Source organism: Robbsia andropogonis, assembly GCF_000970345.1.
GTDB classification, from domain to species: Bacteria; Pseudomonadota; Gammaproteobacteria; order Burkholderiales; family Burkholderiaceae; genus Robbsia; species Robbsia andropogonis.
The window spans coordinates 28,522-51,163 of record NZ_LAQU01000014.1; the positions used below are offsets into that span (position 1 = coordinate 28,522).

Here is a 22,642-nt window from a genome sequence, read left to right on the forward strand (position 1 = left end):
CATTCGTCGATTACCTAGGGTAAGACCACGGCGATCCCAGGATGCGTCCGCAGAGATTGGGGCGGCGATACTTCGCATCGGCTCGTTCGAGTAAGTCAACATATGGCGTTCGAAAGACACTATCTCTTCGGCGGATCAACGCGGTGCCGTAGATCTCGACAAGAAGCTTGGAGAAATTGTCTTCGCGTGGAAAGTCGTGAATAATCTGTTGACGGGAAGCCTCCGGAATTTCCTCGAAATGCCAGCCGTATAAGTCCGCTTCCACACCTATCTGCAGTGCCAGAGCAAGGTGAGATTTATATTCGGGAATTTCGGGAGACGTATGCAATGCGACCGCGTCCCATGCCTGTGCCGCAAGTGCCGGCTCAAGCTTGAATTGTTCCAATAGTGCTTTCGTAACGTTGGCACTATCGATTTCAAATCTCGCATTGGACGTGACCTGATCATCGACAAGTCCGATATGATGCAGCATTGCACAGACAAAAAGCATGTCGCTATCGAATCGCAGACTTCTTTTTTGTCCGACGACAGAGCCAAAAGCGAAAACGCGTAGCGCGTGGTTAAACAGCAGGGCAGACGCAACGTTCTCCAGCTTGGCATACGCAGCGATCGCCAGCTCACTCTTGGGTAACGTCACGTTTGGCATGTGACTCATCGGAACTGTCTCCTATATAACGGCGCGCTACGGCACGACGTACCGAATGCTTCGCGGCTGTCCGGGAAGCAGTCTGAAGTTGACAATAACGCAACCTGTGTGACCAAGTCCTTGGTGCGACTATTAATTTTCCTTAAAAAGATGAATTCTGCCGATAGTGCGCGGATTTCACGACACAGGCGGTTCCTCGGCATGGACAGCTCTTGGCGCTTCCGTATACTGCCTTTAGCTTCCAATATTCTCAAAGCGGATTCACTTCAATGAGGTCCAATGAATTCACTGTCGAAACGTGATATCAATCTCGACGCCATCGTGACGACGATCATTTCGCACGAAGTACTTGCCGGTGCGGAGTCGCAATATGAGGCCTGGCTGGTGGACGCCAGGAATGCGTGTCGCCAATTCAAAGGATATCTCTCCACCGATGTGATAAAGCCCATTCCAGGGATGCGTAATTACACGGTGATCATTCGCTTTGCCAGCTTTGACGAGTTGTCTGCTTGGATCGATTCTGATGAACGCAGTCATCTCATGACAAGAATGTCACCGTTTCTGCCGAAAGGCGACAAGCATGAAACACGTACAGGCCTGGAGTTCTGGTTTCAAGCAGCGGCCTCGCAGGTCAAGCACCCAAAACCATGGAAGCAATTTTTAGTGACGTGGTCTGCGATTTTCCCTTTGACGGTGCTTGTGCCGTTGCTGCTTCATCCAATCTTCGCCACGAATGCTTTGCTTGGCACAAATCTGATTAGCAAGGGCCTGGTAGCGGCCGTGATCGTATTTATGATGGTGTACGTTGTCATGCCGCGCTATACCAAACTTCTCGCACGTTGGTTGTACGCGTGAAACCTTGCTCTTCGCACGGGCAGGGCACACGCTTTCATAAGAATTAAGTCTGGCCCAAGGACGTGCGCAAATCAGAGTAGTAGAGTGATGAGGCGATGTTGCCGCGTTCATCTAGGTGCCCTGCACGATGATCATGTGGAGCATCGCCAGTTCGTCACTTTTGGAGTTAGTCATGTCCTACCTTTTATCGCTGCTTGCCGGAATCGGCGTCGGGTTGCTCTATTGGGCTTTCAGGATTCAGTCGCCCGCTCCGCCGCTCGTCGCTTTAACCGGTCTACTCGGCATGGTCATTGGCGAGCATGCAGTGCCCATTGTAAAAACGCATTTTGCTGCCTCTTCGCTTGCACAAGCGCCCGATAGACATCCGATTCATTTGCTTTCAAAAGAGAAATTTCGGAAAACGCCGACCAGCACTGAAGTCTAATCAGGTCTTAATGCCGAATGAATTCTTGGTGCACGGTAGATCGAGATAGGTTGGATCACGCCACTGATCAAGCGGTAAGCGTTTCGACCGCGTTTAACAAAGAGAATAGGACGCGCACATCGCGCGCGTTGCAATCGGGGCTAATGCGCGTTGCGAGCCCTGCGAGCGCCGATTTCGCTTCCGCGGCACGGTTCTGTTTCATCCAAAATTGGGCCTGTGCAATGGTCGTGCGTACTTCCCACATCGTCGCTCCTTGCTCGCTGGCCATTTTGAGAGATTGGCGATAACAGGCCTCCGCATGCGCTAGCTTGTCGCGACGAGATTCATTGTCGTGTTGGTTTGGCATTTCTCTCGCTTCGGCGTAAGCCGCAAGACCGAGTGCGCGCCACACTTCGGGTAGGAAAAACAAGGCGCCATTTTCCTCGTCAAAATGCAAGATATCTGTCAGAGCTGCTTTCGCTTCGACGATGCGACCGGCCGCTATCTGGGCCTCGGCACATGCCACTATCAACGGGGTTGTCAATCGTCGAAAACCGGCAGCGGCTAATGCAGCGAGAGAAGCTTCCAGCGTGGCCAGACCGCCTGCTTTGTCGCCTTCAATGATGGCAAGATAGCCAGCCAGACACTCGCCATAGTCGTGCCAGATCGTAAATCGGTGTAGCGTCGTTTGAGAGCGCATAATCGAAAGGTAACGCCGACAACGCTGATAGTCTCCTGATAGTAAAGCGAGCGGGGCCGCAACGACTGCTAAAACATGGGTCAACCACGGCTCCATCGTCGCAGGGTCGATGACGTCGACGGCTTTATCCGCGTAAGCCATCGCACCGGTCGAATCTCCTTCAAGCCACAAAATCCGCGCCAGACCGCTGTAAGTGATCGCAAGCGGTGCGACGGCGAAGCCTTGGATGTCGATCACTTGCTTCGGGTATGAGGCAAATATCTCCAGCGTGGCATTCAATGTATCGCGCGCCTCGGCATGCTTACCTAGGCAGTGCTGTGAAGTAGCCGCTAGCTGCTGGGCGAGCGTGCATTGCCATGATGTACCGCGACACCCAGCGAAGGCGTGAAAGCGTGATGACCAGTTAAGGGCCTCGTACACATGACCACTGGACATCGCTGTATTCCAGAGCCCCCAGTATGCGCGGGCCTCGAATTCGTCGCTGCCACATTCCTTAGAGAGTGCCAACACGCGATGCCAGAGTTCTGAGGCACGACTTATCGGCCCGTCCAAATTTGGCATTACGGATGCGAGCGCTGATCGAATGCGTATTTCGTCGATGCAGTCAACCGTGCCGGGTGGGAGCGGATCGATTGCATTGACTGCAAGACTGGCACGACGAGCGCATTCGTCGAGCCGACACTGTCGTATCAGAATAAAAACGAGATTCGCTGTGAGTTTGATACCGAGACGCGGGTCACCCGTCGCCGAAAATGCCCAATCAACGGCATGACGTGTATCGTCCAGCGCATGCTGCAACTCGGAATGCACATCGGCGAGGTGCTCGGTTAGCGGGTGCAGACGCGAAAGCTGATAGTGTGCATTGCTTGTGGCAATGCGTTGCGTTTCGCCTTCCGCATCCAGCTTTTCAGCGGCATAAGCACGTGTGGATTCCGGAAGACGGTACTGTGCGACTGCACTATCAACTTCCATCACCATCACCATCATCGATTTATTGACGAGCTCGGCGATGCCATCGATGACCTGATTGATCGAAAGATCGGCATCGCAAGTGACATGACAGATGGCTTCCAAAGAAAACATGCCGCTGAACACGGCCAGTCGCCGGAATAGTCGCCTGGACGGTGGATCAAGCAGATCGAAGCTCCAATCGAAAGTGGCACGTAGCGTCTGATGACGCGGCAGCGCCGTACGAAAGCCGCCGGTCAGTACGGCCAAGCGGTTGTCGAGCCGCTGGCAAATCCCGTCGATGCCGAGCGTTGCGGCCCGCGCGGCAGCTAACTCGATCGCGAGCGGAATGCCATCCAGCCGCCGACAGATCTCGCCAATGGCGTGGAGGCTGCTACGAGAATGTTCGAAGTTATTTGCGACCAAATTCGAACGCATCAAGAATAACGCCACGGCGTCTGATGCGAAGACATCGGCGTCAATGCATGTCGACGACGGCACGCTTAGTGCCTCGACACGATACACGCACTCGCGACTGATCCGAAGCGGCTCCCTGCTGGTGACGATGATATGCAATTGGCGGTTCTCGGCGATTACGGCTTCGACGAATTCGGCAACGTGATCGGCAATATGTTCAGCGTTGTCCAGCAGCAGTAAGCAGCGCTGCACGCCAAGAGCCGCAGCTACTTCGGAGAGGCTTGGAGCTGGTGAGTCGACGCCCAGACCGCAGTCTTCGATCATCGTCGCCAGCATGCTTTCGCGCGTCTGTGCCGACGCGAGTTCGACGAAGTATAGATCGCCATGAAAATCCGCAATCGTTTCGTGCACGACTTCGATCGCCAAACTTGTTTTTCCTATCCCGCCTGCGCCCGTCAATGTGATCACATCGTGTTGCTTTAGCAGCACGCGGAGGTCTTGCGTCGACGCCGTTCGTCCAACCAGTTGGGATCTGGCGGGAAGCAGGCGGCGACGCCGAGCGGATACTTTGAGAGCGGGGGCGGCTTGCTTCTGCGGCAGCACGCGAAGTTGGTATCCTCGTCCGGGAATCGTGACAATCAAATCACGTTCCTCTCCAAGCGCCTTCCTGACCGCCGTCAGATGAACTTGAAGATTGTTTTCCTCGACTACCGTGTTAGGCCAGACAGCCTCCATCAGCTGATTTTTTGTGACCAGCTCACCTACTGATTCGGCCAATATCGCCAGAATTTCGAAAGCGCGCGAACCTAAGGGCACGACCTCGTGATCGCGACGCAAGACACGCATCGCGAGATCCACTTGAAAGCGACCTAAATCAACCATGTCATATTTGGCGCAGGAGTATCACGTGCAGATACGCGATGCCTCACGAATGCATACAGCTGGCATGACGATCCGACACGATATGAAATTGAAAGATCCGCACCGACGATAGCGCTATAAACGTGTTTTGTCTTGTCGATTACTGCCTCTTTCCTCAAAAACTGAACCTTCCGGAGAGCGACGATCGTTCGTTTCTCGCACCAAGAGGCATGATGAATTTTAAGAATGATTAACGTCCTACCCAAGGACGATGTATTCGGATGTCCCTAAACTAGCGATCAGCTTCGCCGGCAAGTTTCAGCTTGCCATTATCTTCCGACACCTATTCATTGCCAGGAAATCGCTCGCCATGTCCAATCCAAAGCTCGAAGTATTGACTCCGGCCAATTCGCAACTGATCTTCATCGATCAGCAACCGCAAATGGCTTTCGGTGTTCAGTCGCTCGACCGACAGGTTCTGAAGAACAATGTGGTCGGTCTGGCAAAAGCTGCCAAAGCCTTCGATATCCCGACGACGATCACGACGGTCGAGTCGGAGAGCTTTTCGGGTTTTACATTCCCTGAATTGTTGGACGTTTTCCCGGATCACAAAATTCTCGAGCGTACTTCGATGAACTCCTGGGATGATCAGAAGGTGCGTGATGCCTTGGCAAAGAACGGACGCAAGAAGGTTGTCGTCTCCGGGTTATGGACGGAGGTTTGTAACACCACGTTTGCGCTTTGCGCAATGCTGGAAGGCGATTACGAGATCTATATGGTTGCCGATGCTTCGGGCGGCACGTCGAAGGACGCGCACGACTACGCGATGCAACGGATGGTGCAAGCCGGTGTTGTGCCAGTGACATGGCAGCAGGTGATGTTGGAATGGCAGCGCGATTGGGCGCACAAGGGTACTTATAACGACGTCATGGCTGTCGCGAAAGATCACTCGGGCGCCTACGGGATGGGCGTCGACTACGCCTATACGATGGTGCATAAATCGGCGCAGCGTACCGCTGTTCAGCACGATGTACTGGCACCAGTGTCGGCAACGAAATAACGGCGTCGCTGCCTTCCCCTGAATAGGCTCCGTGCATTTGCGCGGAGCATCTCTACCAAGGATTGCAATGATTACTCATGCCAATGAGGCTGCGCCGGCCGACACCATTTATTTCAACGGAAAAATTGCGACGCAGGATGCGAAGCGGTCTTTCGCGGATGCGATGGCAATTGCCGGTAGTCAGATTGTCGCGGTTGGATCGCGACATAGCGTACAACGTCATGCCCACGCGGCAACCGTTTATATTGATCTGCGTGGTCGGACCGTGATTCCGGGGCTCAACGACTCGCATCTGCATATCATTCGGGGTGGCTTGAACTTCAATATGGAGTTGCGCTGGGATGGCGTGCCGTCATTGGCGGATGCGCTCGCGATGCTTCGGAAGCAGGTCGCACGCACGCCTGCGCCCCAATGGATACGGGTAGTAGGCGGCTGGAACGAATTCCAGTTCGCTGAACGACGTGGGCCTACGCTCGAAGAAATCAACGCGATTGCACCCGATACCCCTGTATTCATTCTGCATTTATACGATAGCGCGCTGCTAAATGCGGCGGCGCTCAGAGCAGTGGGCTATACGAAAGAGACGGCCGATCCGCCCGGAGGCGAGATACAGCGTGATAAGCGTGGTAATCCCACCGGCATGTTGATCGCGCGACCAAATGCCGGAATCTTATATTCGACATTGGCGAAGGGGCCGAAGCTCGATCTTGAGGATCAGCGCAACTCCACGCGGCATTTCATGCACGAGCTTAACCGGCTCGGCGTAACAAGTGCGATCGATGCGGGCGGCGGCTATCAGGCCTATCCGGACGACTATGCTGTCATCATGGAGTTGGCCAAACGCAACGAGTTGACAGTTCGCATTGCCTATAACCTATTCACTCAAAACGCGAAGCGAGAGATTGAAGATTTCTCGAAGTGGGTGAAAACCACAAAGCCGGGCGAGGGTGACGATTTCCTTCGCCTTAACGGTGCGGGCGAGATGCTGGTGTTTTCTGCGGCGGACTTCGAAGACTTTCTAGAGCCGCGCCCGGATTTGCCGGACACGCTGGAGCAGGAGTTGGAGGCCGTGGTGCGGCTGCTCGTTGCCAATCGCTGGCCATTCCGTTTGCACGCCACCTATAACGAATCGATAGAACGCTTCCTCAATGTGTTCGAGCGTGTGAACGCAGATATTCCCTTTGCTGGACTACGCTGGTTTTTTGACCATTGCGAGACCATCACGCAAAACAATATCGATCGTGTCAAAGCGCTGGGCGGTGGCATCGCGGTACAGCATCGCATGGCATTCCAGGGAGAGTATTTTATCGATCGCTATGGCGTCGAAGCGGCGCGCAAGACACCGCCTATCCGACACATGCTGGAAGCCGGTCTGGCAGTGGGCGCCGGGACTGATGCGACGCGTGTGGCGAGTTTCAATCCCTTTGTATCGCTTTACTGGATGGTATCTGGAAAAACGGTAGGCGGTACGCAGATGTACTCCGCGGAAAACCGTCTCGACCGAATGGAAGCGTTGAGGCGTTACACCGTCGGGAGCGCATGGTTCTCGAACGAGGACGATAAAAAAGGTGCTTTGACACCCGGACAGTTCGCGGACTTCGCGGTCCTGAGTAAAGATTATTTCAGTATAGACGAGACGGAAATCAAATATCTCGAGTCTGTAATGACGGTGGTTGCGGGCAAGATCGTCTATGCGGCCGACGACTTCGCATCAATGGCGCCGCCTGCGATTCCAGTCAGTCCGACGTGGTCGCCCGTAGCCGAGTTCGGTGGGTACAGCCGCTATAAGCCGTCAGCCGTGGCGTGCGTGGATGGTTGCGTCAACTTGTGCGGCATTCACGCCCACGGACACGGCTTCGCCTGGCGCAAAACCGTTCCAGTCAGTGACTCGAACGGATTCTGGGGCGCACTTGGATGCAGTTGCTTTGCGTTTTAACGGAATGCCTTTATATCGATTTACGGCGTTTTCCCTGTTTTCGAGAAAATGAGATGATGAATTCACGATATTTTTTGCGCTCTTCGGTGTTGACGTGCACTTTACTGGCGATTGGTCTTCCGCCGTTTTCGGCGGCGTTCGCGCAGTCGGCAACGGGTAACGTTGGCGCGCCTAATGCACATGCAGCGTATGCTGATGACGTTTCGGTCGGGCCGCAATACGATACGACCCATGTATATGTTACCCCTGCCGATCTCGATAAGTTCGTCAACAGCTTCATCGCCACGTTCGGCGGAAAAGCGTCCCCGCGCGCTGTATTCACCGTGACACCAACGCCCAGCAAAACAGCGTCGCAGTATGTGCAGACGCCGGTGGGGATGCTGTCCGTTTTTGGCTTTGAGACGCCAATTCCCTATCCGTTTGGCAATGAGCGTACCGGCTATCTGGTCAGCGACATCGATCAGGCATTAAAATCTGCACGCGCGGCTGGGGCCGACATCGTCGTTGATTCGTTCGATGATCCTATTGGAAAGGATGCGGTGATTCAATGGCCGGGTGGCCTGACGATGCAGCTTTACTGGCATACGAAAGCGCCGAATTATGCGCCCTTGCAGAACGTTCCAGACAACCGTGTATATGTTTCGCGTTATGAAGCGGAGAACTTTCTGCAACGCTGGTTGCGTTTCTCGCACGGTAAAGTCATATCCGACAATGCCCATGTGGACGCAGGCGTGATCGGACGTCCTGGAGAAACCGTTCGCGAGATCAAAGTCAGCTCAGGATTTGGCAATATGGTCGTGTTTGTGACTGACGGCAAACTCCCGTTTCCATTTGGTCGCGAAACATCCGGTTACCGCGTTGCCAATGTAAAACAGACTATCGAGAAAGCACAAGCCGCTGGCGTCAAAGTGTTATATCCGCCATATAGCAACGGCCCGAGTACGACGGCAATGCTTGAATTTCCTGGGGGATATATTGCTGAAGTGCACGATGGCGAATGATCGCGTCGTGCCTTCCTGCCGTAGGCGTTGCCGCGACGCGTCCTGGACGCTACGCGCCTTGGTCCTCGGCGCCGGACTGGGCGCGTCATCGGTCTCGTCGTTCGCCGATAACAGCGCTAAGGTTTCAGTCAGCGAGGCAACAAGCACTTGCTCTCGCCCAGCGATCGCATTCAATCGATGGCAGGAGAACTGGTCGGTGTTGCAAAATGGATGTGTCCCCAAAAAGCCATTCGACTCCTTAAAGTATATTCCGCTCTTTGGTAATCGAGATGCCTATATTTCACTGGGAACGGTGTTGCGGGAACGCTTGGAAGTCAACGATGCGCCGTTGTATGGGCTGGGTTCGGGGCATAGCGATACTTACTTAATACAACGAGTGGAGGTGCATGCCGATGTGCATTTGGGCGAACGAATACAGCTATTTACGCAAATAGAAAGCGCACTGCCTTACGGCAAGGATCGCGTCTCGGTCGTCGATAGAAATCCGTTGGATCTGCGGCAGGCATTTGTCACATTCACGCAAAACACAAGGTTTGGTGTCGTCAAAGCGCGCGTTGGTCGACAGGAGATGGCATTTGACCTGCAACGGTTTGTCGCAGTGCGCGATGGTCCCAACGTGCGGCAGGCGTTCGATGGTGTCTGGGCAGATTTCGAGACGGGACGCTGGCGTTGGATAGCGTATGCGACACAGCCGGTCCAATATCGCGACGCATCAGATTTTGATGACGTATCGAATCGTGATCTGACGTTCAGCGGTGTGCGTGTGGAACGCCAATCTGTCGGGCCCGGCGATGTATCGGCTTATTATTCCCGTTATAACCGGCGCCGCGCGAATTTTATCGATGGCAGCGGCGACGAGCATCGTGATGTGTTCGATGTGCGATATACGGGGAAAACTGGCAATATCGATTGGGACGCCGAGGCAATGTATCAAAGCGGGCACGTCGGCAGCAACACCATCGGTGCATGGGCGGTAGGCTCGCTTGCCGGGTATACCTTTAACAACGTAACGTGGGCGCCTCGCCTGGGCCTGCAAATCGATGCGGCTTCGGGCGATCGGCATCCGCACGATGGAAGGATCGGAACTTTTAATCCGCTGTTCCCGAATGGCTATTACTTTGCGCTTGCAGGTTATACCGGGTATTCGAATCTCATCCATATCAAGCCTTCGCTGACGTTGAAGCCTTCTAGTAAATGGACCTTGCTTCTTGCCACCGGTTTGCAATGGCGCGAAACCACGTCCGATGCTGTCTATCAACAAGGTTCTGCGTCGGTGCCTGGTACGGCCGGATTCGGTTCTTTATGGACCGGCTTTTACACGCAGTTTCGCGCAGACTATGCCGTCAACGCGAACATTACTGCCGCCCTAGAGGCCGTGCATTTTCAAATTGGAAAGTCATTGCGCGAAGTCGGTGCGAAAAATGCTGACTATATAGGTGCCGAGTTGAAATTTGCCTGGTAGATCCAGACTGATCGTTGTCAAGCCGCTGACAAGAGGTAGGGATCAACGCGCTCGGTGAGCGCAGCTTCATCACTTTGTACTCGTGACGTAGCGTCGCCAAGCGCCCGGGGCCATCCTCGTCGCTTTCGAGAAAACGCGTGTGAAATGCGTTTGATCGGAAAAGCCGCATTGATCGGCAATTTCTACCAACGACGTCGTAGTGTTCTTGAGGAGGTGACGAGCACGCTCGACACGTTGCTGCAATTGCCATTGATAAGGCGTTTGTCCAGTAGAACCATGGAACGCACGTATGAAATAGCTTTCAGACAGGCGACATTCCGCTGCGATATTGGCAATCGATACACTTGCATTCGATGGTGCCATCAGCATCTCTTTTGCAAAGGATGCTTGCCAAGCAGATAGTGTTGCCCGCTTTCGGGTGTGCATTGGCGCCACGCTACGGCCAAGGCCGGCGTACTGTGAAATGAGATGAAGACCGATTGAAATGCTGAGTTGTTCGAGGAATAGCGACTGCGCAGCGTTGGGATAGGAAATTGCCGGCAGCATGGCACGCGCAAGATGGCTCAATGTGTCGTCGCGTTCCGCGATCTTGGTACTTAGACCGACGCTACCGAGCCTTGGAATATCAGTACCCAGTCGTTCGAGCCAAAAAGGATTCGCTTCGAAAAGAAGGAAATCAAATGCTCCCGATAATTCGGCATGGTACTTATCTGAAAAATCGCGGATATAAATCGCATTTTCAGTGAAAGCATAAGCTTTGCGACTTGGTCCACGCAATAACCGCCGTTGGTGACCGGGGAGTAACGATACACCAACCAGGAACCCGCGATCATCTGCGTCCGTCTCGACGTTCGATATGACGTTCCTTGGCGCCTGCTTTCGGTGTACGCGCAGCGCGCCAATATCGAGTTGCGTACTTACGTCGAGCCGGTCGAGTTTGCAGCCAAGGCCATCGGTGACAGCAGCCGTATTGATGACAGGGTGCGGTGTCGGGTGGAAGGAGCGCATATCGCCTGGCATGAATTCCCCCTATGACGTGCTCGACAACTGGCGAGCGGATTGTGCGATTGTAACTTAATTATTCTTACCGATGATCGGTGTGGGTTTGAGTCTGTGCGGTCGGAAAATCGGTGCGCAGGTCCGCAATTCTGACATGGTCGATTTTCTTGGAATGCTTTTATTTAAGGTGATTTTTATTTAACAATAATTCATACGATCTTAGTGGTCGTATGCATTAGGAACGAAGAGGGTATGAATCAATCGGGTAATCGTTATTCAAAGCGAAAGATGACAAAGGACTTGGCTATTTTTGACGCGTGGCAGGACGCCGTGAAAATGCTCGACTGTCAAGATAGTGCTGAGTGTGACACTTCTGCTACCGTTGCTGGCGCGGCCTGGCCAACGCGGGCGGAGAAGGGGGGATATGACGGACTACTGGAAGTGTAAGCATCATTACAGACGGTCTTGACGATTAGAGCACAACTTCGCAGAGCCGCTGATTGACCAGGACAAGGTCGAATGCCTTGGGATCGAAGCTGCCACCATACCAGTCCTTTAAATGCTGGTGTTCTTCATGCGAGGAATCGCTGATCGTGTCTACGAAGTCAGCATACCCAGGAGCCCCGCCCACGTCTTCCGGCGGACACGCGTTTTCGCCATCGATACAGAGTGGGTGTCGTAGCTTCGGGTCTGGGGTCAATGCCTTCTCAACCTTGATGCGGTGCTGCCAGTTGTCACCATAGTCATAGACGTACGTAAATGTGCGAAGCCCTCCCAGGGCTTTGGCGAAGGTCACGCGTGCCTCATTTGATATCGGTGGGTCATCCGCGAATCCCGCGTCCTCAGGTATGCCATAGTGGGTGTCGCCAAAGATGAATTCATGTATATGCCCTCCGTCCCAGCCCATGGCAAGCAACAACACGACATGTAGTTTTCCCAGCCGGATCTTGCCGGGCATCACGATTCTGCGCCAAATTGCCGGTTTGATATCGCGCAACTCTACGCGTAGCACATTGGGTAGATTCAACCGGTCGTCGCAACACCTTAAGCCACGAAGCGTTTCATAGGCTGTCCACGGAAATAGATACGACATTTTACATCGCCAGCAGCGATGCACCTTCTGTTGCGCCGTCGCTGCGGCAAAATGTCGAGCGTGAATTTCAGGAGCCCGCCACACCGCTTAAGCTTACGCCAGCCATCGCTTAATATTGGCCGCCATGACATTTGTCGAAATACCATATCGATCGTGGAGTGTGGGCAGTGCACCTGCGTCGAGAAACGCGTCTGGCAGGGCGACCTGTTTGAACGTACACGAAACGCCGGCGCTCAAGAGCGTGGTTGCGACAGACTCCCCCAAACCGCCGATAATCGTATGGTTCTCGGCAACGACGACCATACGCCCCGTTCGCTTTGCCTCGCGGATGATGGTCTCCGTGTCGAGCGGCTTGATGGTTGGAACGTGCAGCACTGCGACGTCTACTTTGTCCGACTCTAGTGCCTTTGCGGTTTCCAGCGCCCGCATTGTCATAATGCCGGACGAGATGATCAGCACGTCGCTCCCGTCACGCAGCATTTTTGCTTTGCCGAGTTCGAACTGGTAATTGTATTCATCAAGAACAGCGGGTACGCTACCGCGCAGGAGACGCGCATACACAGGGCCTTTATGCGCTGAAATGGCCGGTACCATCTGTTCAATTTCAAGCGCATCGCATGGGTCAATCACTGTCATGTTTGGCATTGCCCGCATGAGCGCCAGGTCTTCGGCGGCCTGGTGGCTCGGCCCATACCCGGTCGTCAGGCCGGGCAGCGCGCAGACAATTTTGACATCGAGGTTGTCCTCGGCAATGGTCTGATGAATAAAGTCATATGCGCGGCGCGTTGCGAACACCGCGTAAGTCGTGACGAAAGGCTGCGCACCTTCGTGGGCGAAGCCGGCGGCAGCGCCCATCAGAAGTTGTTCCGCCATGCCCATCTGGTAATACCGGTCCGGGAACGCTTTCGCGAAGATATGGAGGTCGGTGTACTTTCCCAGGTCAGCCGTCATGCCGATGACGTTTGGCTTCGAAGAAGCGAGCGCGACCAGCGCGTGACCGAACGGAGCAGACCGAGTGACCTGGTCGTCGCCGGCGATGGATGCAATCATCGCCGACGTCTTCAAACGAGGTTTTTTATCGATAACCGAGTTCATGCCTTGCTCCCTGCAAAAGTGTTGTCGAGTGCATCCAGCGCCAGCTTCCATTCATGAGCATCCACGCGGATGAAGTGGTTCTTCTCCCGTTGCTCGAGGAAAGGCACGCCGCAGCCCATCTTCGTGTCGCACACGATGATCCGCGGTTTCGCCTCTTTCAGGTTTCGCGCGTTGTCGAAGGCCGCCTTCACGGCATTGATATCGTTTCCGTTCACGCGTTGCACGTACCAGCCAAACGCTTCCAGCTTCGGAACTAGCGGCTCGAAAGCCATGATGTGCGTCGAGGGACCATCCGCCTGTTGATTGTTGACGTCGACCATCGCTATCAAGTTATCCAGCTTCCAATGCGCCGCCGAGAGAAGACCTTCCCAGATGGCGCCTTCGTCCAGCTCGCCGTCGGAGAAGAGCGTGTACACAAGGGATTTCGAACCTTTGTTCTTGAGTCCGAGACACCGGCCCACTGCAATCGTAAGTCCTTGACCGAGTGACCCGCCGGACATTTCCATGCCGGGTGTGTAGCTCGCCATGCCGGACATCGGCAGCCGGCTATCATCGCTACCATACGTCTCCAGCTCTTCCTCGGGAAGGATGCCGGCTTCGAACAGTGCGGCGTAGAGCGCGATGGCGTAGTGACCGTTCGACAACAGGAAGCGGTCCCGGTGCTCCCAGTCTGGCTCCGCTGCGCGGTAACGCATTGCGCCGAAATAGCAAACAGCCAGAACATCGGCGATGTCGAGAGCCTGGCCGATATAGCCCTGGCCCTGTACTTCGCCCATCAGCAGGGCGTTGCGGCGGATGCGGTATGCGCGCTCTGCAAGCGATACATCCTCGATGACGGTTGTACTCATTTACTCGTCTCCTTGAAACAGCTTGTTCAGCGATTGACGGTCTTCGCGGGCACGAAGAACACCAGGATCGCGCCCAGCACGACGGCTGTGGAAATGAAGATGAGGCCTGCGGTCGCCTTGCCGGTGAAGTCATTGAGCCATCCGACAATGGCAGGCGAAAAAAAGCCGGCCAGATTGGCGAAACAGTTGACCGCTGCAATTCCAGCGGCGGCGGACACCCCGCTGAGAACCGCGGTGGGAAGCGCCCAAAACAACGACGATGAGGCGAGAATGCCCGCAGCAGCGACGCTCATGCAAATAATCGATGGGCCCACGCTTCCCAGCATCGGTAGTACGGCGAACGCGGCAGCTGAAACCAGCATCGGAATCGCCAGATGCAAACGTCGTTCGCGACGCCTATCGGCACTATTTCCGAGTAGTGGCAATGTAATGATGGCGCACATGTACGGAATCGCGGTCAGGACACCAACCCACAGCGGGTCGGCGACACCTGTGCGACGAATGATTGTCGGTAGCCAGAAGGTCAGACCGTATTGACCAAGAACGACACAGAAGTAGATGCCAGCCATTAGCCAGAGACGACGGTCGCGGACGAACGCGCGGATGGACACGTGCTCGGTAGCCGCCTGGCGATCGCTTTCCACATTGCGTTTGAGGAGCGCCTTTTCGTCCTCGGACAACCATTTCGCGCTGGCGATTCCGTTGTCGAGATACAGAAAAATCGCAACCCCAAGAAGCAGCGAAGGCAATGCTTCCAGCATGAACAGCCATTTCCATCCCGCGAGGCCTTGCACGCCCTGGAATGTATGCATGATCCAGCCGGAGAGGGGGCCCCCGAGGATGCCGGCCATTGGTATCGCCATGAAAAACATCGAAAGCGCTTTTGCGCGCCGTGCGGCGGGAAACCAGTAGGTCAGATACAAAATGACGCCCGGAGCAAATCCGGCTTCGGCGACGCCCAGCAGAAAGCGCAGGGCATAAAACGTGGTTGGCGTTTTCACAAACACAAAGCTTGCGGAAATCACCGCCCAGGTCAGCATGATGCGCGCGAGCCAGTTGCGTGCACCGACTTTGTGGAGAATAAGGTTGCTAGGAATCTCGAAAAGGAAGTAGCCCAAGAAGAAGATGCCCGCGCCGATGCCGTAGATGGTTTCAGAGAAGCGGAGGTCATTGAGCATCTGCAACTTTGCAAAGCCAACGTTTACCCGGTCGAGGTATGCGCCGAGATAGCAAAGCATGAGAAACGGAATCAGATGACGCGCAACCTTTGCATAGGTCCTTACTTCGAAGTTCGAGGCATTGCTGGAAGCGGATAAGTCTGCTCCGATTCCCGGGCTGGCCAGTCTGGATTTCATCGGTGGTCTCCTGTCCTCTCGGCCCGTCGCCGCGACGGGACCGGTGCCATGCTTTAGTGCCGCTTGAGCGGCTTGACGCCTTGGTCAATACACGTGCGTCGTACGCGCCTCCTGCTGTCAAGGAGCGAATGAAGGCAACGTCAGTGAATGAGCATGCCGCCGTTGACGTCGAGCGTGACGCCGGTCAGATAGGTAGAAAGGTCGCTTGCTAGAAAGAGGCAGGCATTGGCGATGTCGTTTGCCTCTCCGAGACGCCCAAGCGGAATGCCCTTGATGATGTCCGCGCGCATCTCAGGGGTCAGCTTGTCGCCCGTGATATCCGTCTGAATAAGGCCCGGCGTAATGGCATTGACGCGGATATGGTCGCTACCGAATTCCCGGGCCATCGCCTTGGCAAGCCCGAGGACACCGGCCTTCGCCGCGCTGTAGTGAGGGCCGCCGAAAATGCCGCCGCCGCGTTGCGCGGAGACGGAAGACATGCAGACGATGCTGCCACGCTGCCGCTGCTTCATGTGCGGGATGACGGCTTGCGACATGTACAGCGTTCCTAGCAGGCTCACGCCGACAACGGCATCGAAGTTGTTCTTGGAGATATCGAGTGTCTTGATGGGCTGCGTAATGCCCGCGTTGTTTATCAATGCGTCGATGCGACCATATTGTGAGACAACCGCATCTGCTGCGGCAACGCAGGCTTTCTTATCGGTGACGTCGCACGCCAGACCGAGATGGCCATCCCCGAGGTCGCGCGCGGCGCTTTCCGCGTCCGCCATGTTCAGGTCCAGAATCGCGATGCGCGCGCCTTGCGCAGCCATCGCTTTTGCCGTCGCTTTACCGATGCCGCGTGCCGATGCGGCGCCCGTGATGATAACGACTTGATTCTCGAGCAACATGTGGGTGTCTCCGTTGATGAGCTAGGGGTAGGCGAAGTTTGTCCGCCAGCGAACCTCGCATCAACACAGTTCCCTTCAACCATAGCTGAGAAATTTTCAGCCTCCAGGGTTATCCCTGTGCATCTGCCTTGCAGCGTTCGAATTCCGTTTCAATCCAGGTCAAAAATTTTGCGACTCGCGGCAACTCGGCATTTTGACTGGGGTAAACGAGATGATGTGCACCTACCTCTACGGAATGGCTATCGTCGAAGACCTGCACGAGAGCGCCGTCCTTTATTTTTTGGGAAGCCATCATCACGCTTTCCAGAGCGATGCCGAGCCCGAGTGACGCCGTTTCAATCGACATGTAGGAACGGTCGAACGAAAAGTCGAACGTTTTGTTTGCGCCAGCAACGCCGGCTCGGCCAAACCATTGTCGCCACTGAACGAGCGGCGTCTCGGAATAGACGAGGCGCTCGGCCAGCAGGTCATCTGGCGTCTTCACCGGATGCCGCTCAAGGTAGGCCGGTGATGCGAGTGGGGCGATGAATTCGCCCCGGACCGTACGCACTTCGAGGTTGCTCCATTCTCCATAGCCATGACGAATGTCTATGTCGTAATATCCGTTCGAAAACGATATGTTCTCGTATGAACAGGCGACGTTCAGTTGTACGTCGCCATTTGCTTCCTGAAACGAGGATAGCCGCGGCAATAGCCACATCAAGCCAAAACTCGGGCTCGAATGCACACGCAGGATGTCGACTTCCTTCGTGCTCGAGGCACGCTCGGTCGCCCGGCTGAGGTCTGCTAGCGACCCCGTTACGTCCGCGAGATAGCGCTCCCCGGTGGGTGTCAGGACAAGACCACGTCCTGTTCGTTGAAACAGGGATTGCCCGATCATTGACTCCAGATTGCTAAGCTGATGACTGACGGCCGACGCCGTAAGGTCAAGCTCTTCTGCTGCTCGATTCACGCTCTTCGTACGTGCAATGCTCTCGAACGCGATGATGGCCTTCAACGGCGGAATTCGCATGATAAAATTTTTTTCAGTCACGATTGAACAAAACTGCATTGCCTTCTGACGGTAGTCGCTGCCATCCTCGACATCAAACGATACGGACACGAAAACACGTGAAATGTTACCCCGTGTCAGGCCGCCAGTGGCCTAAAGTCGTGCCTCATATAAATATGGCGCGGTGCAGCAGCCGCACAGGAGACATAGATGAATACCCTGAATTCTTTTTCAGGCAAGTACGTTGCCCGTGGTGACATGATCACCATCGCCCACGGCTAAGCAAAGCCCCGGCACGGAGTCCGGCTTGCTGCATTCCCGGCTACTCAGTCAAGCCTTCAGAATCTGTCACGCATTGCAGGCCGCTCTCGCGACTTGCGATCGGAGACGCTCGCTCGCGGTTTTCGCGACGGAGACGTGCAATGGTCGAACAACCCAAGTTGTTGCTCGCAAAATCAATCATCAAAAGCTTTGGGCCTACCAGTGTCCTTAAGGGCTTCGACTTGTCTGTTCGTCCGGGAGAGGTTCACGCGTTCCTTGGTGGAAACGGCGCGGGGAAGTCGACTTTCATCAAAATCATTTCCGGCCAGCATCAACGGGACGGGGGCACGCTTCAGTTTTCGGGGCGCGACATTGGCGACGCCTCAACCTCTCCAGCGAGTACCGGGGAGATTGCCGTCGTCAATCAGGAGCTGGCATTGCTTCCACATCTGTCGGTCGCGGAAAATATCGCCATGCCCCGAATGCATCGGGCGTTCGGAACATACAGTGAGCGAACCTCACGCGCGCTTGCGACTGAAGCCCTTTCGCTAATTGACCCGCAGTTCGCAAGGGAATCGGTTCATCGCTTGGTGGACGAGCTATCGCTTCACGAGCGGCAACTGGTGGAAATAGCCCGTGCGCTGCGCTCCGGTGCGAAGCTGCTATTGCTCGACGAGCCGACAGCAAATCTGACCGCTGCCGAGACCGGGCGTCTCTTTGCCGTCATTCGAAGGCTGATAGTCGAAACGAATCTTGCCGTTCTCTTTGTTTCTCATCGCATGCGGGAGATACGTCAGATTGCCGATGTCTGCACCATCATTCGTGATGGCAAGACCGCCGTCGACCGTGCGCCGCTCGACACGATCACGGACCGTGAAATCATCGACCACATGGGGCAATCGGTCGAGCCGGACCCGCAAATCGAGGTCAACCTGGAAGCTGCATCGGAATTGCGAGACGGATACGACGAAAGCTATGACGGCCATAGCACCGCTGAAGCCCCCGTCATCGTTTGCCAGGATGATATCGAATTCGAAATACGTCCGGGCGCCATCATCGGACTGGCAGGCGCGCCAACCGGCCCTCTGGAATTGATCGAGGCACTAACGGGAATCGCGCCTAAACCTCGCTGGCGTATCGAGCGAGCGGGTGTATCGGTCAATCATCGCGGACCATCTGATGCGGCCCGCGCTGGCGTAGGCTACATATCCGGCGACCGAGCAAACAAAGGCATGCTTGCAACGTTGCCCATCATCGACAACCTGATGGTGGCGCAGCGCGTCGTCCAACGAAAAAAAATCGTTCGTCACGAGGAGCTTCAAGAAGGGCAGAACCTTCTCGATGCACTCAAGATACGCGCCGGCTCCCTATGGCACGCTCCCGCCACCTTGAGCGGCGGTACGCAGCAAAAAGTGCTGGTTGCGCGCTGGCTGAATCTGAAGCCGCAACTGCTGGTGCTGGAAGAACCTACGCGCGGCGTTGACATTCGGACAAAGCGCGAAATCTACGCGCTCATTCGCAAACTCGCCAAGCAGGGTACGGCAGTTGTCTGGTGGTCAACGGAATACGTGGAACTGGTCGAGTTGTGTGACACGGTACTCGCGTTTGACCTTTCAGGTAGGCCGACCGGGATGCTCCGCCATCCTGGCCTTAATGAAACAAGCCTTGCTAGCGCTACAGGAATGGCAGCCTGAAACGTAAAAGGTTTCGACGACAGAATATAAGACAGGAGACACAGCATGAAAGCATTAACGCAAGCAATGCGCAGCAGCGCGAAAGAGCCAGGCGGAGGCATCCGGCACATATTGTCGACGTATCGGACCGAGATTGCCATCGCGATTGCCATTGTCGTCATCGAATTTGCTGTTGGTATGGTCGTTCCGGCCGCGTTGTCGATGGGAAATCTAGCGAACGTTACCCAAGCCGCGGCGCCGCTCGTCATCATGGCGTTCGGTGTACTTCTCGTGATCATCACGGGTGGTATCGATCTATCGGTAGGCTCTGTTTTCTCCCTTACAGGCATGGTCACCGGTCTGGCGATGTCGCATGGTCATGGCGCCATCGTCAGCAGCATCGCCGGCTTGGCCGTGGGTTTCATCATCGGTTTGATGAATGGTGCGCTTGTGACTTTCGTAGGTCTCGCGCCATTCGTCGTCACGCTTAGTACGTATGCCATCGCCGGAAGTCTGTCGTTCATCGTAACCGACGGTCACTCGCTTCCTATCAATGACCCGAATTACTGGCTGCTCAATTCTGGTGCGATGATTCCCGGGGTCATCAATTACGTGCTGTGGTGCGCGCTGCTGCTGGTTGTTATCGAGTTCTGTCTGCGCAAGGTTGTAGCGGGGAGGTGGCTGTATGCCGTAGGTAGCAGCAGCGCTTCCGCTCGCGTCATTGGTATCCCTGTGAATCGCGTTCGTTTGTGCGCTTATGTAATTTCCGGATTGCTTGCCTCATTTTCAGGCATTGTAAGCGTCTCGTATATCAGTAATGCGGAAGCGACAGCGGGATCCAGCTTGATGCTTCAGGCAATCGCTGCGGTGGTTATTGGCGGCGCAAGCCTCTTCGGAGGCACCGGGTCCGCTATTGGTGCGCTGCTCGGCGCGTTGATGATAACGATCATCCAGAACGGTGCGAATCTTATTGGCGTGAACAGTTTCTGGCAAGGCACGGTGACAGGTATCGTGATACTCATCGCGGTATTGGTCGATCGCATCACCAAAGCACGGCGATAAGCCGGCGGCATAATACCAAGCAAGGAGACCATGATGAACGTTTTTCGACTCACCCCATTTCGCCAACTTGAAAAGCCTTTGACCGCGATGGTTGTCTGTAGCGCGCTGGCTTGCCTCGCGATGGCATCACAGTCGGCGCTGGCACAGGCCAAGCAAACGGTTGCCTATATCGCGCCATCGTTGGATATTTCGTACTGGCAGTGGGTTGCGTACGGCGTCAAGGAACGCGCGAAGGAACTGGGCATGAACTACGTGGAATTTACCTCCGAGAACTCTCCCGCGAAGCAGATGGACAACGTGAAGACGGCGCTGACACGAGGCGTATCCGCCATCGTGATGGGTCCCGTCAGTTCAACCAGCACGCCTCCCGTATTGAGGCTGCTGAAAGAGAAGTCCGTCCCTATCGCGTTTGCGGGCATCGGTCCCCAAGCGGGACAGACAGACTACACATCAGCAGTCACTGCCAATAATTTTGACACCGGCAAGGCACAAGGCGCCTATGTCTGCAAACTGGCGAAGGAGCGCGGTGGCAACAAGATAGCGATGCTCTCGCTGCCGCAAGACCGCGAGAACGCGCAAAAATATATGAAGGGTGCAAAGGAGTCGTTTGCCGCGGACGGCTGCGATCTGGTTCAGGTTCTTGAAACCCATGGCTTGACTGTCAACGAGGCTGTTTCGCAGGCGAACGACATCCTGACCGCCCATCCCGACGTCAAGGCCATTTACGGAATGTACGATGAAGCGGCGACCGGCGCCGCCAAAGCGCTACAGACGCGGGGGCTCACAGGCAAGGTTGCTGTTGTAACTGCAGATGGCAGTCCGACCACCATCAAGCTATTGCGTGATGGCGCCATCCAGGGCATTTTCCTGCAGGAAGCAGTCGGCCAAGGTATCGACGCCACCACGCAGGTGAACAACGCCTTGAACAAGAATCCAACGACTCAGGAACTGGCGCTCAAAGAGCCGCTTGTTACGAAGGAAACAATCGACCAGCCTGCCGCGCAGGCTACCGTGAAGCGGGTCTATCCGCCGTCGGCCGGTAGCTACTGAGCGCGCGTGCTTGCGCGACGCCGCTGGTCGAAAAGCGGGCAGCCGCCTTACTTGATTCGAACGTATTCGGAGACATTGTGGACAATTTCCCCATCATTGACCCGCATCATCATCTTTACGACCTGAAGAACGGCAATTATCCGTGGCTTCAGGGGCCCATGCTTGAGCGCGTTTTCGGTGATTATTCGGCGATTCGTGAAGACTATCTGATTGAAAACTTTTTGGCAGACATCAGGAATCAGAATGTCGTCAAGACGGTGCACCTTCAGGTCGAATATGATCATAACGACCCGGTAGCGGAAACGCGGTGGCTCCAGGGCGTGGCGGACAAGCACGGTTATCCGCACGGAATCGTCGCCTTCGCAGACCTGTCATCACCGAAAGTCCAGGAGGTAATCGAGTCACATCTCGAATATCCGAACGTGCGGGGAATTCGCCAGTGCCTTAACTTCCATCGTGACCCGGTCAAGACGTTCATTGATAATCCGCACCTCATGAGTGAACAGCAATGGCGGGCTGGCTATTCACTCTTGCAACGCTACAACCTGTCATTCGATTTGCAGCTGTACTGCACGCAAATGGAAGAGGCGATGGCGTTGGCCTACGCTTACCCGGATATTCCGGTCGTTCTCAACCATACTGGCATGCCCGTGGACCGTAAGCCTGCCGAAATCGAAAACTGGAAAAAAGGAATGAAGCTGCTGGCTTCAGCGCCAAACGTGTCGTGCAAGATTTCCGGACTCGGGATGGCCGATTGGAAGTGGACAGTCGACAGCATTCGGCCATTCGTTCTCGATGCCATCGATGCATTTGGCGTCGAGCGATGCATGTTTGCGAGTAACTTTCCGGTAGACAAGCTTTTCAGCAGCTATGATGCCGTCTTTGATGCCTTCAAGAAGATCACGAAGGACTTTGCTGAGTCCGAGCGTCGCGCGCTGTTCCACGACAATTCGGAGCGCATATATAGACTTTAAAGGACAGGATTGCGAGGCGTGATGTAGCGTGTATCCAGCGTTTGCCTAGACCGCCGCGCTTA

General features: G+C 55.1%; 19 protein-coding genes. 10 read left to right on the top strand and 9 right to left on the bottom strand.

Annotated elements, in window-relative coordinates:
* Positions 1–10: 10 nt before the first annotated feature.
* Positions 11–646 carry an HD domain-containing protein gene (locus tag WM40_RS14115; RefSeq protein ID WP_024904781.1) on the bottom strand — a complete coding sequence of 212 codons (636 nt, stop codon included), beginning with the start codon at positions 644–646 and terminating at the stop codon, positions 11–13.
* A gap of 279 nt (positions 647–925) precedes the next feature.
* Here WM40_RS14115 and WM40_RS14120 point away from each other — a divergent pair, with 279 nt between their 5' ends.
* Together WM40_RS14120 and WM40_RS14125 are read left to right on the top strand one after the other, a co-directional pair.
* Entirely contained in the window at positions 926–1,501 is a 576-nt protein-coding gene (locus tag WM40_RS14120) for a hypothetical protein (RefSeq protein ID WP_096349180.1), read from the top strand.
* A gap of 172 nt (positions 1,502–1,673) precedes the next feature.
* The gene (locus WM40_RS14125) at positions 1,674–1,925 is read left to right on the top strand and encodes a DUF1427 family protein (RefSeq protein WP_024904779.1); all 252 of its coding nucleotides are present in this window, start codon (positions 1,674–1,676) and stop codon (positions 1,923–1,925) included.
* Between the two features lie 67 nt (positions 1,926–1,992).
* On the opposite strand, the gene WM40_RS14130 is transcribed toward WM40_RS14125, so the two are convergent.
* Entirely contained in the window at positions 1,993–4,815 is a 2,823-nt protein-coding gene (locus WM40_RS14130) for an ATP-binding protein (RefSeq protein WP_236693517.1), read from the bottom strand.
* Between the two features lie 385 nt (positions 4,816–5,200).
* Here WM40_RS14130 and WM40_RS14135 point away from each other — a divergent pair, with 385 nt between their 5' ends.
* The 4 genes from WM40_RS14135 to WM40_RS14150 all read left to right on the top strand — a co-directional run bounded on the left by WM40_RS14135 (position 5,201) and on the right by WM40_RS14150 (position 10,289).
* Positions 5,201–5,890, top strand: a complete 690-nt coding sequence (locus WM40_RS14135; RefSeq protein ID WP_046153216.1) for a hydrolase — start codon at positions 5,201–5,203, stop codon at positions 5,888–5,890.
* A gap of 67 nt (positions 5,891–5,957) precedes the next feature.
* Positions 5,958–7,826 (top strand): amidohydrolase, encoded by a 1,869-nt coding sequence (locus WM40_RS14140; protein ID WP_046153163.1) that lies wholly within the window; start codon positions 5,958–5,960, stop codon positions 7,824–7,826.
* Between the two features lie 53 nt (positions 7,827–7,879).
* Entirely contained in the window at positions 7,880–8,827 is a 948-nt protein-coding gene (locus WM40_RS14145) for a VOC family protein (protein WP_024904775.1), read from the top strand.
* The gene (locus WM40_RS14150; RefSeq protein WP_052738326.1) at positions 8,817–10,289 is read left to right on the top strand and encodes an alginate export family protein; all 1,473 of its coding nucleotides are present in this window, start codon (positions 8,817–8,819) and stop codon (positions 10,287–10,289) included. The genes WM40_RS14145 and WM40_RS14150 overlap by 11 nt, the downstream gene beginning before the upstream one ends.
* Positions 10,290–10,358: 69 nt before the next feature.
* Here the strand turns inward: WM40_RS14150 and WM40_RS14155 are convergent, their stop codons facing one another.
* From WM40_RS14155 to WM40_RS14185, 7 genes are all read right to left on the bottom strand, one after another.
* Entirely contained in the window at positions 10,359–11,309 is a 951-nt protein-coding gene (locus WM40_RS14155) for a helix-turn-helix domain-containing protein (RefSeq protein ID WP_051504623.1), read from the bottom strand.
* Positions 11,310–11,760: 451 nt separating this feature from the next.
* Positions 11,761–12,381 carry a plasmid pRiA4b ORF-3 family protein gene (locus WM40_RS14160; protein WP_157685798.1) on the bottom strand — a complete coding sequence of 207 codons (621 nt, stop codon included), beginning with the start codon at positions 12,379–12,381 and terminating at the stop codon, positions 11,761–11,763.
* 93 nt (positions 12,382–12,474) lie between these two features.
* Complete coding sequence (locus WM40_RS14165; RefSeq protein ID WP_024904772.1) at positions 12,475–13,476, bottom strand: transketolase family protein; 1,002 nt, start codon at positions 13,474–13,476, stop codon at positions 12,475–12,477.
* Positions 13,473–14,324, bottom strand: a complete 852-nt coding sequence (locus WM40_RS14170; RefSeq protein ID WP_046153165.1) for a transketolase — start codon at positions 14,322–14,324, stop codon at positions 13,473–13,475. The genes WM40_RS14165 and WM40_RS14170 overlap by 4 nt, the downstream gene beginning before the upstream one ends.
* Positions 14,325–14,350: 26 nt before the next feature.
* A complete protein-coding gene (locus tag WM40_RS14175) occupies positions 14,351–15,679 on the bottom strand; it encodes an MFS transporter (protein WP_024904770.1) in 1,329 nt (442 codons plus the stop codon).
* 140 nt (positions 15,680–15,819) lie between these two features.
* The gene (locus WM40_RS14180) at positions 15,820–16,569 is read right to left on the bottom strand and encodes an SDR family NAD(P)-dependent oxidoreductase (RefSeq protein ID WP_024904769.1); all 750 of its coding nucleotides are present in this window, start codon (positions 16,567–16,569) and stop codon (positions 15,820–15,822) included.
* Between the two features lie 109 nt (positions 16,570–16,678).
* Positions 16,679–17,581, bottom strand: coding sequence for a LysR substrate-binding domain-containing protein (locus WM40_RS14185; protein ID WP_024904768.1), 903 nt, complete (start codon positions 17,579–17,581; stop codon positions 16,679–16,681).
* A gap of 401 nt (positions 17,582–17,982) precedes the next feature.
* Between WM40_RS14185 and WM40_RS14190 the strand changes: the two genes are divergently transcribed.
* The 4 genes from WM40_RS14190 to WM40_RS14205 all read left to right on the top strand — a co-directional run bounded on the left by WM40_RS14190 (position 17,983) and on the right by WM40_RS14205 (position 22,580).
* Positions 17,983–19,515 carry a sugar ABC transporter ATP-binding protein gene (locus tag WM40_RS14190; protein WP_046153166.1) on the top strand — a complete coding sequence of 511 codons (1,533 nt, stop codon included), beginning with the start codon at positions 17,983–17,985 and terminating at the stop codon, positions 19,513–19,515.
* A gap of 45 nt (positions 19,516–19,560) precedes the next feature.
* On the top strand, positions 19,561–20,556 hold the full coding sequence (locus WM40_RS14195) for an ABC transporter permease (RefSeq protein ID WP_046153167.1): 996 nt from the start codon (positions 19,561–19,563) through the stop codon (positions 20,554–20,556).
* 33 nt (positions 20,557–20,589) lie between these two features.
* Positions 20,590–21,606 carry a substrate-binding domain-containing protein gene (locus tag WM40_RS14200; protein WP_236693518.1) on the top strand — a complete coding sequence of 339 codons (1,017 nt, stop codon included), beginning with the start codon at positions 20,590–20,592 and terminating at the stop codon, positions 21,604–21,606.
* A 77-nt stretch (positions 21,607–21,683) separates the two neighbouring features.
* On the top strand, positions 21,684–22,580 hold the full coding sequence (locus WM40_RS14205) for an amidohydrolase family protein (protein ID WP_024904764.1): 897 nt from the start codon (positions 21,684–21,686) through the stop codon (positions 22,578–22,580).
* Positions 22,581–22,642 lie beyond the last annotated feature (62 nt).

What these genes read in the sequence shown, in the direction of transcription:
- WM40_RS14115 (WP_024904781.1), bottom strand. Translation starts at nt 646, where the DNA reads ATGCCAAACGTGACGTTACCCAAGAGTGAGCTGGCGATCGCTGCGTAT.
- WM40_RS14120 (WP_096349180.1), top strand. Translation starts at nt 926, where the DNA reads ATGAATTCACTGTCGAAACGTGATATCAATCTCGACGCCATCGTGACG.
- WM40_RS14125 (WP_024904779.1), top strand. Translation starts at nt 1,674, where the DNA reads ATGTCCTACCTTTTATCGCTGCTTGCCGGAATCGGCGTCGGGTTGCTC.
- WM40_RS14130 (WP_236693517.1), bottom strand. Translation starts at nt 4,815, where the DNA reads ATGCGTGTCTTGCGTCGCGATCACGAGGTCGTGCCCTTAGGTTCGCGC.
- WM40_RS14135 (WP_046153216.1), top strand. Translation starts at nt 5,201, where the DNA reads ATGTCCAATCCAAAGCTCGAAGTATTGACTCCGGCCAATTCGCAACTG.
- WM40_RS14140 (WP_046153163.1), top strand. Translation starts at nt 5,958, where the DNA reads ATGATTACTCATGCCAATGAGGCTGCGCCGGCCGACACCATTTATTTC.
- WM40_RS14145 (WP_024904775.1), top strand. Translation starts at nt 7,880, where the DNA reads ATGATGAATTCACGATATTTTTTGCGCTCTTCGGTGTTGACGTGCACT.
- WM40_RS14150 (WP_052738326.1), top strand. Translation starts at nt 8,817, where the DNA reads ATGGCGAATGATCGCGTCGTGCCTTCCTGCCGTAGGCGTTGCCGCGAC.
- WM40_RS14155 (WP_051504623.1), bottom strand. Translation starts at nt 11,309, where the DNA reads ATGCCAGGCGATATGCGCTCCTTCCACCCGACACCGCACCCTGTCATC.
- WM40_RS14160 (WP_157685798.1), bottom strand. Translation starts at nt 12,381, where the DNA reads ATGTCGTATCTATTTCCGTGGACAGCCTATGAAACGCTTCGTGGCTTA.
- WM40_RS14165 (WP_024904772.1), bottom strand. Translation starts at nt 13,476, where the DNA reads ATGAACTCGGTTATCGATAAAAAACCTCGTTTGAAGACGTCGGCGATG.
- WM40_RS14170 (WP_046153165.1), bottom strand. Translation starts at nt 14,324, where the DNA reads ATGAGTACAACCGTCATCGAGGATGTATCGCTTGCAGAGCGCGCATAC.
- WM40_RS14175 (WP_024904770.1), bottom strand. Translation starts at nt 15,679, where the DNA reads ATGAAATCCAGACTGGCCAGCCCGGGAATCGGAGCAGACTTATCCGCT.
- WM40_RS14180 (WP_024904769.1), bottom strand. Translation starts at nt 16,569, where the DNA reads ATGTTGCTCGAGAATCAAGTCGTTATCATCACGGGCGCCGCATCGGCA.
- WM40_RS14185 (WP_024904768.1), bottom strand. Translation starts at nt 17,581, where the DNA reads ATGCGAATTCCGCCGTTGAAGGCCATCATCGCGTTCGAGAGCATTGCA.
- WM40_RS14190 (WP_046153166.1), top strand. Translation starts at nt 17,983, where the DNA reads ATGGTCGAACAACCCAAGTTGTTGCTCGCAAAATCAATCATCAAAAGC.
- WM40_RS14195 (WP_046153167.1), top strand. Translation starts at nt 19,561, where the DNA reads ATGAAAGCATTAACGCAAGCAATGCGCAGCAGCGCGAAAGAGCCAGGC.
- WM40_RS14200 (WP_236693518.1), top strand. Translation starts at nt 20,590, where the DNA reads ATGAACGTTTTTCGACTCACCCCATTTCGCCAACTTGAAAAGCCTTTG.